Source organism: Pseudomonas veronii, from assembly GCF_002028325.1.
Taxonomy (GTDB): Bacteria; Pseudomonadota; Gammaproteobacteria; order Pseudomonadales; family Pseudomonadaceae; genus Aquipseudomonas; species Aquipseudomonas veronii.
The window spans coordinates 3,511,404-3,526,049 of sequence record NZ_CP018420.1; the positions used below are offsets into that span (position 1 = coordinate 3,511,404).

The window sequence follows — 14,646 nt, forward strand, 5'->3', positions numbered from 1 at the left end:
TGTTATCGCAGGTGGGAGAAAATGAACATGATTGCCCCTTCTCAACCTCCAACCCCTGCGTTGAACGAGCAACTGCCAGCAGACTTCGCCTTTGACATTTTCATATCCTATCGCCGCTCCGATGGCACCCAGGCTGCACGACGCCTGCGACAAAAGCTTCAGCGCTATGACATTCACAGCCGGCTCAAGCATCTACGGCGGGAAAAACTCAAAGTATTCCTCGACACGGTTTACGAGCGAGGCGCTGACGACTTCTACGAGCGCAATATCCGGCCAGCGCTATTGTCCTCACGGCGCTTGATCGTGCTGGCCACACCGGACGCTATTTCCCGACCGGGTGCTGATGACTGGATCCAGCGTGAGGTCCAGGACTTCCGTGCCCATCGTGGTGCCGAGAACATCCTGGTGGTACGCGCGGCAGGCGAGCTTTTCGAGACGCTGCCGGCTGATCTTGACGTCACCGCGCCCAATATCCAGATCATCGACCTTAGGCGCTCGGGTTTCTTTTCGATGATGTCGCCCCTGCATACCTCGCGCCTGGCGGATGAATGGATAAAACTGGTCGCGCCCCTGTTTGATGTACCAACCGCCGACATGCCCAGACTCAGGCGCGAGCAGGAGTTGGCTCAACAGCGTGTATTGGCGATTGTGTTGGGAGGTAGTGCCGGTGCGATCGCGTTCGCCGTGGCGCTGTCCTGGTATGCCTTGAGCCAGCAGCGGGCCTCGCAGCATACCCTCGACAACAGCCTGTTCGCCGCCAGCCGGATCATCGAAGGGGCAAGCGCGCTGAGCGTTGACCCGGCGCATGAGGGGCAAAGGCGGTCCATGCTGATGATGGCATGCGACCTGTTCGACAACATGGCGGATGAAGCCGCACGGGAGAAGTTCGGGCTCGAAAGACTCAACTGCGACGTCGACCGCATCACCTCCCTGATAGAACTGCCAGACCTCGAACGTGCGCAAACGTACCTGAAGGCGACACAAGCTCGGGTGCGAGCAAGGTACGCCGAGAAATCCAACGCCGACTGGGCCGAAGCCGTCTCATCCCTACTAAATCTGCAACTCAGGATCAACCTCTTGTCCGCACAAGACGATACCGCGCAACTGCGCGTTGTACGCGACAACACACGCGAGCAAGGCGAGATTTTCAAGGCGCACCTCACGCTAGAGCTGGCCGATGATTATTCCAGCCGTGTCGATTGGTTGAGCGAGGCATTGGAAAAGGCAGACAGCTTTATGGATTCGGCACAGGTGCTCGAGGCCGCCGCCGTTTTATTAGAAGCGATGGCCCAGAAAAAACCAGACATGAAAAGCGAAACCGATGAAGGGGCGAAACGCCGGCAGCAATTAGGTTTTGAACGGGCGGTGTCGTTACAACGCCGTTTGGGCTGGCTGCGAACCGAAAAACTCGGAGACAACGCCGGTTCGCTTACCGTGACATCGTCAGCCCTGGCCTTAGTGAACGAAGGACTCGGCCTGACGAAGAAGGGGGACGAGCACTATTTCGCCTTGCGCATGGAGGAAATACAGGTCCAAAAAGTACGCGCTACTGCGCTGTTTGCGGCGGGTCGCCAGACAGAAGGCATGGCGGCAGACAGGCGTGGATTGGCCATTACCGACGAGCTGCTTGCCCTTGACGTGAGCGAGGCGCAGCGGGAGGAGTTGAAACGAGAAAAAGTCTTCCTCGCTCAGCGCATCTCAAGCACCGAATCGGCGACTGCGCTGAAGGCCAACTAGATGCGCAACCTGTTGACGGCGTTTGCCACCGCGGCCCTGGTCTTCGTCGCACTGACCGCTGCTGGCCTTGCGGTTGCGAATTTCCTGATGCCCGCACCGGCGAACATATACCGCATGTCGGTGTACGACATTACGCTTCCCGGGGGATGGGTGTGCGGAATGGAAAGCTCCGAATTGGTCTGCACACCACCCGGGCCAAAGCCGTATCACGCCATGTTGATTGCGACGATGAAGTATCGAAACCCACAAATGGACACATTCGTCGCCTATGAAGCCCATTTGAAAACGCCCACTACACACTCCAACGAAGTCGCTTCAATCGTCGAGCAGGTTAAGCGCTTGGTGATCAATGGCCGTACCTGGATCGAAGGAACTCACCTCAACAGCGAGGTGATCGGCTATCGCACGCACTACCTGGCTACGTTCACTGCGCAAGTGGCTATCCTGATTACCTTCTCGTCCTACGCAAAGGAACTGGAAACCTACCAGCCAGTGCTGGAAGGGGTGGTACGGAGCATCAACATCTATCAGAGCAGCAACGAGGCTGACGTGTCGCCGAATTGACCGCGTTACCGCGCGGCGTGCTCAGCGGCGAGGCCAGCCGATATACCGTAGAATGCGTAATACGCAATCCGACGAAGATCGCGCCACCCACCGCATTGCCTAGGAACACGGCGACGATGTTTTCGGCGAATCAATGCCTTACGAGGCTCATGAACATATCTGACATAGCACCTGATTGTTAATGCAGAGCCGTTTACGTTCAATGGTGATCGGAGTGTCGTGATAGCATATCGCCGCCCAGCCTTAGTTGGCTGTCCGGGATCACGCACAAGTATCGCCGTCTTCGTCATTCCATGCGGCCTGCAACTTAGTGCTTAAGCTCATCCGTCATGTCGAGTTTATCAAGGGAGTGCACAGATGCAGCTATGTTTTGTAGTAATGGGCTTTGGTAAAAAAACGGATTACGAAACAGGTCGCACTCTGGATCTTAATGCCACGTATGAGACGATCATTCAGCCCGCAGTTCTTAGCAAGGGCATGCGGTGCGTGAGAGCGGATGAGATTCAGCAATCGGGCATTATCGATGTCCAGATGTATGAAATGCTTCTGCGTGCAGACCTGGTCATCGCAGACATCTCAACAGGCAACGTAAACGCTGTTTATGAGTTGGGGGTTCGGCATGCATTGCGTCCGAATTCTACGATCATCATGAATGAGGATCAGGGCAAGCTGCATTTTGATCTTAACCACGTGAGCACTTTTAGGTACGCGCATTTCGGTGAAGACATCATGGGGCGCGAAGCGATCAGGGCAACAAAAGCTCTGGGAGATCTCATTGAAGCGGCCATGACTGCCCCGACAGTCGACAGCCCTGTCTACACCTTCCTGCCTAAGCTAGTTTCTCCAAGGATGTCGGATGACCAGTTCAAGGAACTGATCGATGAGGCAGAGGCGGCGCAGAAGAAACTGTCCCATCACATGCATGAGGGAGAAAAATTTATGCGGCAGAGTGACCACTCCGCCGCCATGGAACACTTTCAAGCTGCGCGTGACATGAAGCCCGAAGAGCCCGACATCTTGCAAAAACTGGCTCTGAGCACTTACAAATCGAAGTCGCCCGATGAAGTTGCGGCGCTCTACTCAGCCCTGTCTGTACTTGCGCCCCTTGAACCCACGCTTTCAAACGATCCTGAGACTCTTGGGATTGCAGGGGCCATCAACAAGCGGCTCTGGCTTCTACAGCGCGATCGCGCGGCATTGGACGTCGCGATACGGTTGTATGGGAGAGGGTTTGAAGTTAGACGTGATTACTACAATGGCGAGAATTTCGCATTGTGCTTCGAATTTCGTGCGCAACAACATGCTGATCAGGCGGAAAAAATTTACGACTTTATGAGCGCCCAAAAAATACGCCGGTCGATTGCGAAATCTCTGTCGGCGATTGAAGCGTCCCCAGACTTTTTTGATAGGCCAGATAAACGCTGGGTGTATGCGACGTTGGCCAACTGCCACTTCGCCTGTGAAGAACCTGATACAGGGTTCATTTATGAGCAGAAATTCCTGGGAGCAGCAACCGCTCAGTGGGAAATTGATACCTATTATTTTGGCAAGGATGAACTCTTGGCAATCCGTGCAGAACGGTTGTCGGCACTGGCTCCAGAAGTTAAATAAATTTTACTTTAGATACCGTTTGGTAATCGCAGCTACCTAGGATCGGTTTACATAAAGGGAAAGTGATGAAAGAGACAGATTTTCCAGGACTATATCAGTCTGCTGACACCCTTTCCGGTGGTGCGCAGTCAAGCTTCTTCACCGCCTTGATCTTGAACCTGATTTTTTTGGTTTCAGCGGCCGCTGTTTCAGTTATCAATTACCCGCATTGGGGGGCTGCGGTTATCCAAGCAGTGTTGCTGGCTGGCGCAACAGCAAGTTCGGTTTACCTGGCCCTGGTAAGGCCCGAGCGCCTTTGGTACTCAGGACGCGCCGTTGCTGAGTCCATCAAAACACTGACATGGCGCTACGTCTCAAGAGCAGAGCCTTTTCATGAGGCGGATCCTGTTGCCAAAAAGCTGTTCCTTGTAAAACTTAAGGCGGTCATAAGTCAGAACCAGGGGGTGTCGGACAAGCTGACCAGCCACATCTCGGAAAAACAGATTTCGGCAACAATGGTTCAGCTCAGGGAGGGTTCTTTCGATGCAAGGCGGGATAATTATATAAAATGCAGAATCAATGATCAGTTGGCGTGGTATGAGAAAAAAGCCAAGTTAAACAGAAAAGCTTCGGAAAGATTTTTTGCTGCCCTGATTTTTATCAATGCGTTAGCGTTCATTTGCGCCTTAATCAAGATCGCGAATGTGCAATACCAGTATTTTCCAACGGACATACTCATCGCCTTTGCCGCCAGTCTGCTGACTTGGATGCAAGCCAAGCGCTTTTCTGAGTTGTCGGCATCGTACGCGCTAACGGCCCATGAAATCGGGATCATACGCGAGCAAGCTGATGACCTTGTCTCTGATGATGGCCTGTCTTTGTTTGTTGGCGATGCCGAGAATGCGTTTTCGCGTGAACACACCCAGTGGGTTGCTCGTAAAGACAATTGAAATTTTCCGCAGCTTGGTCTGACATTAGACCGGCTTGGCTAGGTTGTACCCTGGTGGATCAAGGTGTTGATTTCAGAGTTGGGCGCACCTTGATCCACTTGTAGGTATTATTTCAGTTCGTCTGACAGCTTCGACCAAGCCACGGTTTTGATGCCGTTTTCGGCTACCCATTTGGGTACTGTGCCGGAATACTTCTGACCGTTGTAAACCGCTACCACTTTTTTGCCCAGATCTAGGCTTTTCTGTACTTCCCACTGCACCCAATCACTTTTTGCAGCGCTATCAGAAAGGTACACCACGGTGACTGACGAGCGATTGATGCGCTCAGCGATTTTGCGCCGTATGTACTCCGCCTGTTCACTGTCATAAGCCTCACGCACAGAATGATCGTTAAACTCAATGTCATTGTTTTCGTTCTTAGCCTGGGCTCTCAACAGGTTGACGTCGTTCATGTCTTCTGTGGCGAAGCTGATAAAGACGTTACGCTTGCCTTCCTGAAGAGCGGCCTTGGCTTTCTGTTCCAAAGATCTGACATCACCAAGCCGGCTCCATCCCCCCGTGCTGCTACCGCCCATCTTCGGCCACCTCAAATTTGAATTCGTTACAGGCAATGCAGTTTCCGCAGGCCTCTTTTTCACCCATATGGCATGAGTAAGTTTCGGAAATGCCTTTTTCTGCAGCCAGAGCAACAACATCGGGTTTGGTAAACGAGGAAAGAGGAGCAAGCACTTTGATCGTTCTTCCCATGCATAAAGATATCATGCGCTCAGCCTCTCTAAGGAAGCGAGAGGTCTGATCCGGGAACAAGCTGGTGCTTTCATGTAACAGGCCAATCGAAATCGCATCTGCTTTCTTCTGATAGGCGTACGCAGCCGCTGTCAGCAGGAAAAGCATGTTTCGACCGGGGGTGAACGCGTCATCTACGATGTGCAGAGTTGAATCGGTCAGGCCCGAACGTATCAACTGCCCAAATCCCGGCAGACCTGCGATCTCAGGTTCCGGCAGTCCCAGTTTTTTCATGGCTAGTCGGCAGGCAGCCAGCTCGCGGTCGCGTGCACGCTGGCCATAGTCGACAAAAAGCGGAAAAATGTGCAGCCCTTCCTCCTGCGCCAGTTTGGCAACCAGTGTGGAGTCCAAGCCTCCGGAAACGAGTGTTACGATGCTCATATTGAACTAGCCTCCTGCTTTCTGTTCGCGACGCGCATGACAATCCAAATGGCCCAATCAAGTAGGCCTACCGGACAATCCAACTCTTGCGCATGATCCCTAAGCGTTTTCTCGTGTCTGCCGTACTGATTCAGTCCGGATATCGACGCTTGTCCGCCAGAATAAATACCCTGGGCGGACATGTAATTGAGCACGTGACGATCCAGAATCGCCAAGTCGTAAGTTATGCCGCAGTTACGCAAGAACATACTGGCCTGCTTTGGTCCAACGCCTGGCGCGTGAGCAACCAGCCAAGTACGCATATCGTTTGCGGTCAAACCACTAATCAGTGAGTTGAGTGAGCCAGCAGCCGTGGTGACAGCGGTCCAAGTTGCGGCCAGATGTCCAGCTCGTGCCTTGGGGAATCGGTAATGGCGTGTTTTGCCTTCAACATCCAAAGGAGCGCTGAGTAGGTCAAAAAGCCGGTCAGCCAATCCTTGAGAATCCTGGCCGTCCTGGTGCAGACAGCCGTGTTTGTCGATCGCGTCAGCGGCGGCCATCGCTAGAGAGTAGGGGACTTGGCTGCTCAGAATGCAGCATGACAATTCCCACCACAGGTGTCGCTCATCAGAGACAGTACCAGTATCGATGCGCAAGCGGATGTCTGGGCATACCGCTGCCACTGCCCTCGACAGGGCTTCTGGTGTGTAATGGGTCATGGGAAAATCTCCGGGAACAGCTTTCTCAGCTCTTGGAAGCCTATACCCCGCATGGTGCCAGTCGCAAAAAGCTCCGCATCTTTTGTTGAGATCATTTCGCGCATGAGTCGGCCGAACTCGGCATAGTACTCCAGATTGTAAAACGCGACTCTTCCCGCGTATTTGATTGCATGGTCAGCATCCACCATGTCGAGGAAAGGGGTACGCTCCCCCTTATTTTTGAAAAAATCAAAATGCTGAAAGTGGTGCAGGCGTCCGTGGGCGGGGTCAACTGCAAATCGACACCACTCTAGGCCATCGAATGTGTCCGCCCCGGCAGCGACAAGCACTGCGATGCTCCAAGGGTTGCCAGTTCCGAGCAGGTGGATGGGTTGATAGTAGGGCAACTCGTTGAGCTCAGCCCTGATTCGCTTCATCGTTTTCGCCCGTGTTGCCATCCCAGCTCCCAATTCCCTTTCCGCAATAGCAATTACCGGTGGATTGAGCTGCTCGGAGACGCCCCGGACGATCTCAGGCAACTGAGCGAGGCCCCGCTCATTCTGTTCGACATGAACAATTGGGATTACAGGCACAGTTGAGTGTTTCGAATCCCTTTTTACTGCTCTGATGACCTGCCTAATGGCGACCTGTGGATCTTTGCTGGGCTTGGTGTCGAAAATGAAAGCCCAGTCATGGAGAGCTTCAGCTAAAGCTTGTTTGAAGTGAGAGGGCTTCCAATCCTCGTCATTCAAACGGGTCGCTTCATAGTTGCCCGAGTCCATGAGCACAAAACCTCCATTTTCCCGATAGGTCTTGATCTCTTTAATCATGTTTTCTCGATCGGGAGACTTCACAAGATCGTACGCCGATACCAGAATCGAGGAAGTGTTGTGTACCTTGAGTACCGTCAGGGCATCCGCTGGATCGAACTGTGTCTCGTGTGACGAAACGGACATGAATACGTTTGGAATGGGCAGCCTTCCGGCCGCAGTTACTTGAAGACGATCTGGTTTCGCTCTTGGAGCTGCGACCCGTCCAATTTTTCGTTGTAACTGCAGAAAGCCCGGATGATCGGCCTCACCTTGCCAAGTACGAAAGTCGATACTTGTAACACTGCCAAACGGATAGGGCGCGGCTGTACCATCCAACGACAAAGCGATAATGTTTGAGGTGTGCTGCTGACCAATTCTGAGCTCTTCGGTCACTGTTGCCTTTCCCGAGAAAGCTGAGATTAGCGCGACAATGCATTTTGTATTTGCGAGGTTTTCCTCGATGGCCGGCCGCCAATCGCCGACGATGTTGTCATCCCACCAGACCTCCCATTGTGGAGAGAGGAGTTCGTGCAGTCTTTCAGTCGTAGCAAGATTTTCTTTTGGGTAAACGATATACACGTCAGACATGGGGTGATCAGGCCTCGACTAATTACATTCCATTGCATGGCCCGCTAGGGGATGCCTTTATTGTTCTCTACGCTCGTCTGCCGCGAGTCGGTCACCTGCTGACCATGCAGCCAGGTACATAGCCGTCGTGAAGTCGTCGGTGATCCAGGTGCTTTCAGGTATAGAAAGCTTAGTGCTGATGCGCTCATGCAGCGTCACAACAGGAATTGCGCTAGTGTAGGCGAGGGCAATTCGAGACAGTGCGTCTTCTCTCAGGTCGTCATCAATGACCAAGACGGCATCGGCGTTTCGTACACTCGAATCAACTTCCAGCTCAGGGCAGTAAACCTCCATTCCCAGTTGACCCAACGCGTATCTGGCTTCCTCCAGTGCGAACCGTTGGCCCAATGATTGCGCAGAACCCTCCAGGTGAATCACAGCACCGACTGCGGAGGATACCGGCTGTAGTTCAAGCATCACGCGCTTGTTAAAATCATAGGTTCGAGTGGCGCAATACATTGAGACGCTGCGTGAGGCCAAATCAGCTGCCTTCGCTGCACAAAGCCCTCGCTCTGCCCAATGTAGCGCGAACAAAGCGCTGAATACATCTCCTGTTCCGATCTTGAAAACCGTCGAGGAGCGATAGGCTGGGACGTAAGAAACCTGCCCAGAACGTTCGTAAACTGATGCTCCTCGTGTTCCCCTTTTAACCACCACAACGGCCGCGTCTTGCACACGTATCAAGTGTTCTGCAGCCTGCTCAAGCTCCGTTATGCCTGAAGCATGCTGCAGTTCCAGCTCATTCAAGACCAGCGCCAATTCATTGGCCTTCGATCCATTGGCTGTAAAAGCTGCGGGATTTCGCCAGGTCTGGGGGTCATATACCGCCTTGTTGGCAATCACAACCGCATCGCCTTCCAGAAAACCAAAGCGCAAGACGGCATCACCCGTAACGGTTATTGAGGCTTGCCGTTCAATATCGGAATAGACAGGCTGGACGTGCGGAACCGAAAGGGAATGGAAATAGGCAAAAGCGATTGGCGATGGCCGTAAGCTGATGTTGAGTTTTATGCCCTGACTTCGCAGCGCTACCAAGGTCGGCTTATCGGCAGAAGAAGCATACGTGTGTAGTTCAACACTCGGGCATTTTCCTGCAATTGCGACAGCTGCGCGTCCCCCGGAGCCAAGGGTTGCGTCCCAAAAAGGTATGTCGCAAAGCTCACGATAAAGACCACCAGCAATGTGCATGCCCTGCCTCCTAACCGCTCGCTGAAAGAATATTCAGTAGCTTTGATCTCGTCCGTAGCGCCTCGCAGGCGATATTACCGAGATGAAGACAAATTGCCATCAATATTGGTGCCATCCGAAGATTTGCTCAAGGAGGCTCATTTGATGGTTCAGCTGGGCACCTTGATTTGAGGTTCGTATCGAATGGCGTCGCAATCCAAAGGATTTGAGTCTATCGCATCGCCAGCCAGCACATGTGACTTTGACAGACTCTGCATTATATCCATTCTCATTTTGGGCGTACTTCACCTAACCGTCTTATGTCGCGCGCCTCGAATGGCAAGGAAATTTCAAATGCTGTTATCCCGCCGTTCGATAAAGGGATTCTCATGAGCACTCTGCTTGGTCGTATGCAAGGGTAAGGCATTCTCATAAATACGCGAAACGTTTGGGCGCTAACCATAAATTCAAGTAACTGAAAACTAACGGCGGTCGTGGTTTCAAAATATCGAGGCAACCTCTGGCATATGCTAATGAACGATAGCCTAGTACTGAAATACCATATTAAAATCACTGCATCGAATTATGTCGCGACAACCAGTAGGCACTTCAGTTTGGATTTCGTGCCCGCTGGACGCTCTAACAATCTGAGTAAGCCATGGACGAAGTACGCAGCTCCCCCATCAATGATCGAAAGTATTGGGCGTTCATCAGCTATTCCCATGCTGATAGCAAGACAGCAAAATGGTTTCATGGTGCCCTGGAGGCTTGGACGCTACCAACATATATTCGTGAAATGGTTCGGCGGCAAATGGGAAATATACATCGTCTTTCCCCTGTGTTTCTCGACAGCAAGGAGCTTTCAAGCTCCCCCAATCTTGGGCATTCACTCATTCAAGCGCTGGACGAATCCTATGCTTTGATCGTGTTTTGTTCACCTGAATCAGCAGCATCTAAATGGGTAAACGAAGAGGTTCTGCATTTCAAACGTACTGGACGAGCCGACCGGATTTTTACCGTAATAGTCGATAGCTATTCAAAGAGCAGGAATCGTGTGCCGGCGGCAAGTGAAGATTACTTTTGTCCGGCATTGTGTCATCCATTGGGGGAAGACGGCGAGCTTGATACAAGCCTTAGGGAGGAGCCTGCCGCCGCCGATATGCGTGAACGCGATGGTCATAGTCGCCAGGATGTATTGCTCAAGATCATAGCAAGCATTTTGCAGCTGCGTTTTGACACGTTAAAACAGCGCGACCGTGAACGTAAGCGAAAAAGGCTGATAGCTATCTCGGCATTGATCTTCACGGCGGTTATGTTATTTGTCTGGAGCCTTTATGAGCGAGAAAAAAGCAGGAAGGACAGTGCCGAACGTCATTCGGTTGAACTGCTGTCTATTGCCGACGCGCGTTTTCGTCGCCTTGATTACGACGGCGGTAGTGAGTATTTGCAAGACTCGATTAAGGTGCGCCAAGCGCTGGGGCAGGGGCCCTCATCGGAGCAATTGGCAGTCATCTACCGGACACTGCTGAATAAGCGGGTCAGCGTGCCAATTAGCGCAATGACGACAAAAGACGATTTGCAAAGTCTTGCGCAGGGCTCACTGCTGTTGGCTTCTTTAGAAGGATCACGTGCAGCACTGATCAACAGCGCCGACTTAAGTGTGCTGAGTTACATCGACATGACGCCAGTTATTGAGCATTTCCTTCAGCAAGGACTGAGTACCGCAGACCTGCCATTGGCACTACAGGGACAAAGTGTCGAAGCCGACACGCAGGGTCGCAAGTTATACCTGCTGATCAGAAATCAGCTATTTACCTTCGATATGGATAGCGGGAAATTTCAGGATTTACTGGACCTTGCTCAGGAACGTGACTTTTCGGGTATCCCACACAATCAACGAACAGACTTCGAAATTTACTGGGTGGGCGGGCAGTTGATTGTCGAGTTCGGTCGAGAATCCAAGTACGTTGCCTTCCGGCGTCCCGCCGGGGAATGGAAAGTGATTAGCGGCCGTAGCGTCGCTGACTGGGACGATCATACCGGTGATGTTTATCTGAATGACCAGGGGCAGGCTATCGAGCGCTATCGAGATGCTCAGATGGAAGTTCGACAGAGCATCAATGCGAATCGCAATTTTGTCATGGGATCGCGTCGTGGTTTGTTGAGCGTTGCCGACATTTCCGCAGCGGGCACGTCAGTGGTGACGCTCGAGACCGAAAAGCTCAAGCCCTTATGGCGCTGTCAGATTGCAGCGGGAAAAGTGATTCAGGCCGACCCCATCTCTGCAAAACAGTTGCTGGTGCAAACCGAGTCTCCTGCCTTGCTATGGTTATATCGTCGCGAAAGTCAAGGTTGTACCCTCGTGGGCACCTATGCCAGTGCCGCAACATGGTTCGATTACATACCAGAAGCACGGCAGTTGGTCCTCTCGCAGGGTAATGACAGTGAGTGGGTCAAGGTCACCGATGAAGGATTCGAGCGGATCGCTCAGGTGCCTTATTCGCATGCTGCCATGACGCCCAACGGCGACGGGTACGCGGTTCACAACGAAAAGCTGCTTAAGGTTTGGCCTCAAGGCCGATTCTTTGTAGAGACGCTGAAAGGGAAATACACGGCCTCTGGAAAGACCTCAATGTTATTTGCTTCATCTGATGGCATACGCGCGATTAGTCTTGGTACTGACATCGCACCGGATCAGCATTGGGTCCGATCCTATAGTGGTGAGGCTTATCAGCTTCTGAACCAGAACGGTGAGGTTTTGCGTGAGCTGAGCCCATCGCTAAATGAAGCAACAATTAACAATGTTCTCAGCCGTGTGTCGTTCAATGAGCGCTCGCCGTCGACCGATGACGGAATGAGTCGCTTGTTGGCTCAGAGTCTGAGACAAAACGGCATTTCGTGGCACACCCCGATCCTTGATAATCCCTGGAAAGGCGACATCTACGGTCAGACGTACGATGTGCTGACACGTATCAATCTAAAGTCCGACCAATTGCAGGTATTACCCGCACCAGCCGGCGAACATCTGTTCAACGAATCGACCGGCGAGGTGTGGACTCGCAGTTCGCTGGATAGACACTTATTGACCTACCTGCCGGCTGAAGCCCGAAGCGCTATAGAGATTGAAGGCAGCTCGGCATATTTTGCCGTAGACCCTGGCGAATCCCCTTGGTTTGGCGTTCGAGACCAGTCGCAGTCCGGTCTCATATTCTCCACAGATGGCCACACCACGTTGGTGTTCAATACCAAAGGTCGATGGGGGCTCATCAACGCGCACCAACTACAACCAACTGTTAACCCGGCGACTCGGGATCTCGCAATAAAATCTGCGGTTTTCCAGACGCAAGGCTGGCTGGTAGCTACTCGTGACGACCGATTGTTACAGATGTCTGCCGATGGCAATACGCTTTTGCAGCAGGCCCCTTTGCGTCCGGGCGCCAGTCAGATTGTCGACCTCAGCGAGCAAGGTCTCATCCTTGTGCAAACGAGTGAGGGCGTCGCCTTGCACGATGCTATGACCCTGGCCGAAGTATCGTTGATACCAGGTTACGGGAAATTTCACGCCGTAGGCTCAGGTCAGCAGGTACTGCTGGCGGTGGAAAGCGCTACTGGCGATAAGAAATGGGACATCTATCGATTGCCCGCCTTCGGCATAAACTTACTCGAGTGCTTGGATGACTTGCGCCTGACAAAAGCTGATCCCTCTCAGCTCACCCGTTAAGCCTTCCATAGCTCTACCCACGCAGGGGTAATGTTTGCCTATCGGGAAAACTCGGGGGGGAGAATGCGGCTACGACGTGATCCATCGGACTTTTTCATCGCTTCTTTCAAACGTTGGGCAGATTCTTCAAGCTCGGACGGCGACGCAAGGCTAATCGCAAGCATTAACGCGTCACGGCGTTTCCGTTTACCTTCCAAAATTTCAGAGAAGCTATTTTCCGGTTGAATTGGGTGCTTCATCGCTGCTCACCTCGATCTTCGGATCAAATTGGATGCTAGCACAGGCCTTACAACCCGTAGTCTTCCGTTGATCCCCTTTGCAGAAGGAACGTCATGTATCAGATGTTAATTTCATCTCATTTGGCAGTTCCGTTCGAATACGGGAAAACAGTTCGTCGAGGGAGATCGGATTGTCCTGAAGCAGGTAACAGCCTACGAGGATGGTCAGCGGATGAACGTCCAATACAGATGCCAGTTCGTCTACCTTCTCGATCGTAGGGCTCTTCAGACCGCGCTCTAGGGTGCTGAGATAAGTACGACTGCTGACGTCGGAAAAATCCTCTTGCGAAAGCTTCCTTTTCGATCTCAGCTGTTTCAGAGCTGAGCCAAATGCCTGTTTCAGTTCCATATTGCCAATCTCGCAAAAGGAACGATGAAGCCTTTTAGAGCTCTATAGGGCTACAATCTATAGTGTTCACTTTTGGAGTGGCGCTATGTTCATCACTCACAAACAAGCAGAGATTTTCCTCGACGCGTACCTGGGGGATGACTCTATCCAGTGCTGGCAGTACGTTGAGCAGACCACTCATTGCCCCTGGTTTTACGTCAAAGTAGGTCGACGACAAGGCAGTGAAGCGTTGACTAGCATGGTTATGCTTCCCAGCATTTCAGCGCTTGAGCAGTTACTTAATGAACAAGGAGCAGACATCCGGGTGTTGGATGTACAGTTGGTTTCACCGACTTATCTGAACGGAAGTGATGGGTGGAAGATGGAGAGGCTGTTAGAGGTGCGCGAAACGGTGGATGACCTCAGCAAGGAGGCGGCCTACGTGTATAGCCTGGAGGGAGGGCATATCTACACTGAGGCTCTGGGGGCCAGCACATCCGATCTACAAAATTTTCGTATCATTTTTTCGGCCACACCAGTATCTCGGCGAGCATGAGACCAACACGCTCGAACGGTTAACAGCAGCTTCGATGCGCTAGCGCGTTAGGCAATCTTGCCTGGTCGCCGCGTCAGTTAGCGGCGTTGGCAACCTTTCTGCCTCTTACCGCTTTCTCAATGGAGTTAGTATGTTTTCGACATCCAGTCCTTTCAGCAGACAATTGTGCGCAATTGCCGAAAGTGCTTCATAGAGCTGGTCTCGCTGCTTTATCAAGTCAGCATTCTCCACCTGAAGATTAGCAATACGTTCTTCGAGGCTTCTTCGGCGGCGGGCACCGTCTGGATCTCTGCCACTCTCTTTGAGTTGTGCAATACGGGCGGACTCGATTCGCCTCCCACGGTCCCCCACTAAGGTAGCTCGGCTAGTCAGGCCCAATCGACGCTGCACTTCGGGGCGTGAAATAGGCGCGAGCTCCAGCCCTAAGCTAATCATTTGAGCGAGGAGGGCGTCGATCGCCTCGTCCAAGGTT

Annotated in this window: 14 protein-coding genes; 6 read left to right on the plus strand and 8 right to left on the minus strand. The window is 52.4% G+C overall.

Going from position 1 to position 14,646, the window contains the following annotated elements; translation table 11 throughout:
• The first annotated feature begins 21 nt into the window (after positions 1-21).
• From PverR02_RS15915 to PverR02_RS15930, 4 genes are all read left to right on the plus strand, one after another.
• Complete coding sequence (locus PverR02_RS15915; RefSeq protein WP_079443842.1) at positions 22-1,737, plus strand: toll/interleukin-1 receptor domain-containing protein; 1,716 nt, start codon at positions 22-24, stop codon at positions 1,735-1,737.
• On the plus strand, positions 1,738-2,301 hold the full coding sequence (locus PverR02_RS31850) for a hypothetical protein (RefSeq protein ID WP_152032016.1): 564 nt from the start codon (positions 1,738-1,740) through the stop codon (positions 2,299-2,301). It begins immediately after the preceding gene.
• 357 nt (positions 2,302-2,658) lie between these two features.
• On the plus strand, positions 2,659-3,912 hold the full coding sequence (locus PverR02_RS15925; RefSeq protein WP_079443844.1) for a tetratricopeptide repeat-containing protein: 1,254 nt from the start codon (positions 2,659-2,661) through the stop codon (positions 3,910-3,912).
• Between the two features lie 65 nt (positions 3,913-3,977).
• The gene (locus PverR02_RS15930) at positions 3,978-4,841 is read left to right on the plus strand and encodes a DUF4231 domain-containing protein (RefSeq protein ID WP_079443845.1); all 864 of its coding nucleotides are present in this window, start codon (positions 3,978-3,980) and stop codon (positions 4,839-4,841) included.
• 107 nt (positions 4,842-4,948) lie between these two features.
• Here the strand turns inward: PverR02_RS15930 and PverR02_RS15935 are convergent, their stop codons facing one another.
• Genes PverR02_RS15935 through PverR02_RS15955 form a run of 5 tightly spaced genes read right to left on the minus strand, consistent with a single transcriptional unit; the run spans position 4,949 to position 9,312 of the window.
• Positions 4,949-5,416 carry a TIR domain-containing protein gene (locus PverR02_RS15935; RefSeq protein WP_079443846.1) on the minus strand — a complete coding sequence of 156 codons (468 nt, stop codon included), beginning with the start codon at positions 5,414-5,416 and terminating at the stop codon, positions 4,949-4,951.
• A complete protein-coding gene (locus PverR02_RS15940) occupies positions 5,406-6,008 on the minus strand; it encodes a 7-cyano-7-deazaguanine synthase (protein WP_079443847.1) in 603 nt (200 codons plus the stop codon). Before PverR02_RS15940 ends, PverR02_RS15935 begins: the two co-directional genes overlap by 11 nt.
• Positions 6,005-6,706, minus strand: coding sequence for an 8-oxoguanine DNA glycosylase (locus tag PverR02_RS15945; RefSeq protein ID WP_079443848.1), 702 nt, complete (start codon positions 6,704-6,706; stop codon positions 6,005-6,007). Before PverR02_RS15945 ends, PverR02_RS15940 begins: the two co-directional genes overlap by 4 nt.
• Entirely contained in the window at positions 6,703-8,085 is a 1,383-nt protein-coding gene (locus PverR02_RS15950; RefSeq protein WP_079443849.1) for a toll/interleukin-1 receptor domain-containing protein, read from the minus strand. Before PverR02_RS15950 ends, PverR02_RS15945 begins: the two co-directional genes overlap by 4 nt.
• Positions 8,086-8,142: 57 nt before the next feature.
• Positions 8,143-9,312 (minus strand): carbohydrate kinase family protein, encoded by a 1,170-nt coding sequence (locus PverR02_RS15955; protein ID WP_079443850.1) that lies wholly within the window; start codon positions 9,310-9,312, stop codon positions 8,143-8,145.
• Between the two features lie 637 nt (positions 9,313-9,949).
• On the opposite strand from PverR02_RS15955, the gene PverR02_RS15960 reads away from it, so the two are divergent.
• Positions 9,950-13,012 carry a toll/interleukin-1 receptor domain-containing protein gene (locus PverR02_RS15960; RefSeq protein ID WP_079443851.1) on the plus strand — a complete coding sequence of 1,021 codons (3,063 nt, stop codon included), beginning with the start codon at positions 9,950-9,952 and terminating at the stop codon, positions 13,010-13,012.
• A gap of 38 nt (positions 13,013-13,050) precedes the next feature.
• Here the strand turns inward: PverR02_RS15960 and PverR02_RS31855 are convergent, their stop codons facing one another.
• Together PverR02_RS31855 and PverR02_RS15965 are read right to left on the minus strand one after the other, a co-directional pair.
• Positions 13,051-13,251: a hypothetical protein gene (locus PverR02_RS31855; protein WP_152032017.1), complete on the minus strand. Its 201-nt coding sequence runs from the start codon at positions 13,249-13,251 to the stop codon at positions 13,051-13,053.
• Between the two features lie 91 nt (positions 13,252-13,342).
• On the minus strand, positions 13,343-13,639 hold the full coding sequence (locus tag PverR02_RS15965; protein WP_079443852.1) for a helix-turn-helix domain-containing protein: 297 nt from the start codon (positions 13,637-13,639) through the stop codon (positions 13,343-13,345).
• A gap of 85 nt (positions 13,640-13,724) precedes the next feature.
• On the opposite strand from PverR02_RS15965, the gene PverR02_RS15970 reads away from it, so the two are divergent.
• Positions 13,725-14,174 carry a hypothetical protein gene (locus PverR02_RS15970; RefSeq protein ID WP_079443853.1) on the plus strand — a complete coding sequence of 150 codons (450 nt, stop codon included), beginning with the start codon at positions 13,725-13,727 and terminating at the stop codon, positions 14,172-14,174.
• 105 nt (positions 14,175-14,279) lie between these two features.
• Here PverR02_RS15970 and PverR02_RS15975 read toward each other — a convergent pair whose 3' ends face one another.
• Positions 14,280-14,642, minus strand: a complete 363-nt coding sequence (locus tag PverR02_RS15975; RefSeq protein WP_227778654.1) for a hypothetical protein — start codon at positions 14,640-14,642, stop codon at positions 14,280-14,282.
• Positions 14,643-14,646: the final 4 nt, after the last annotated feature.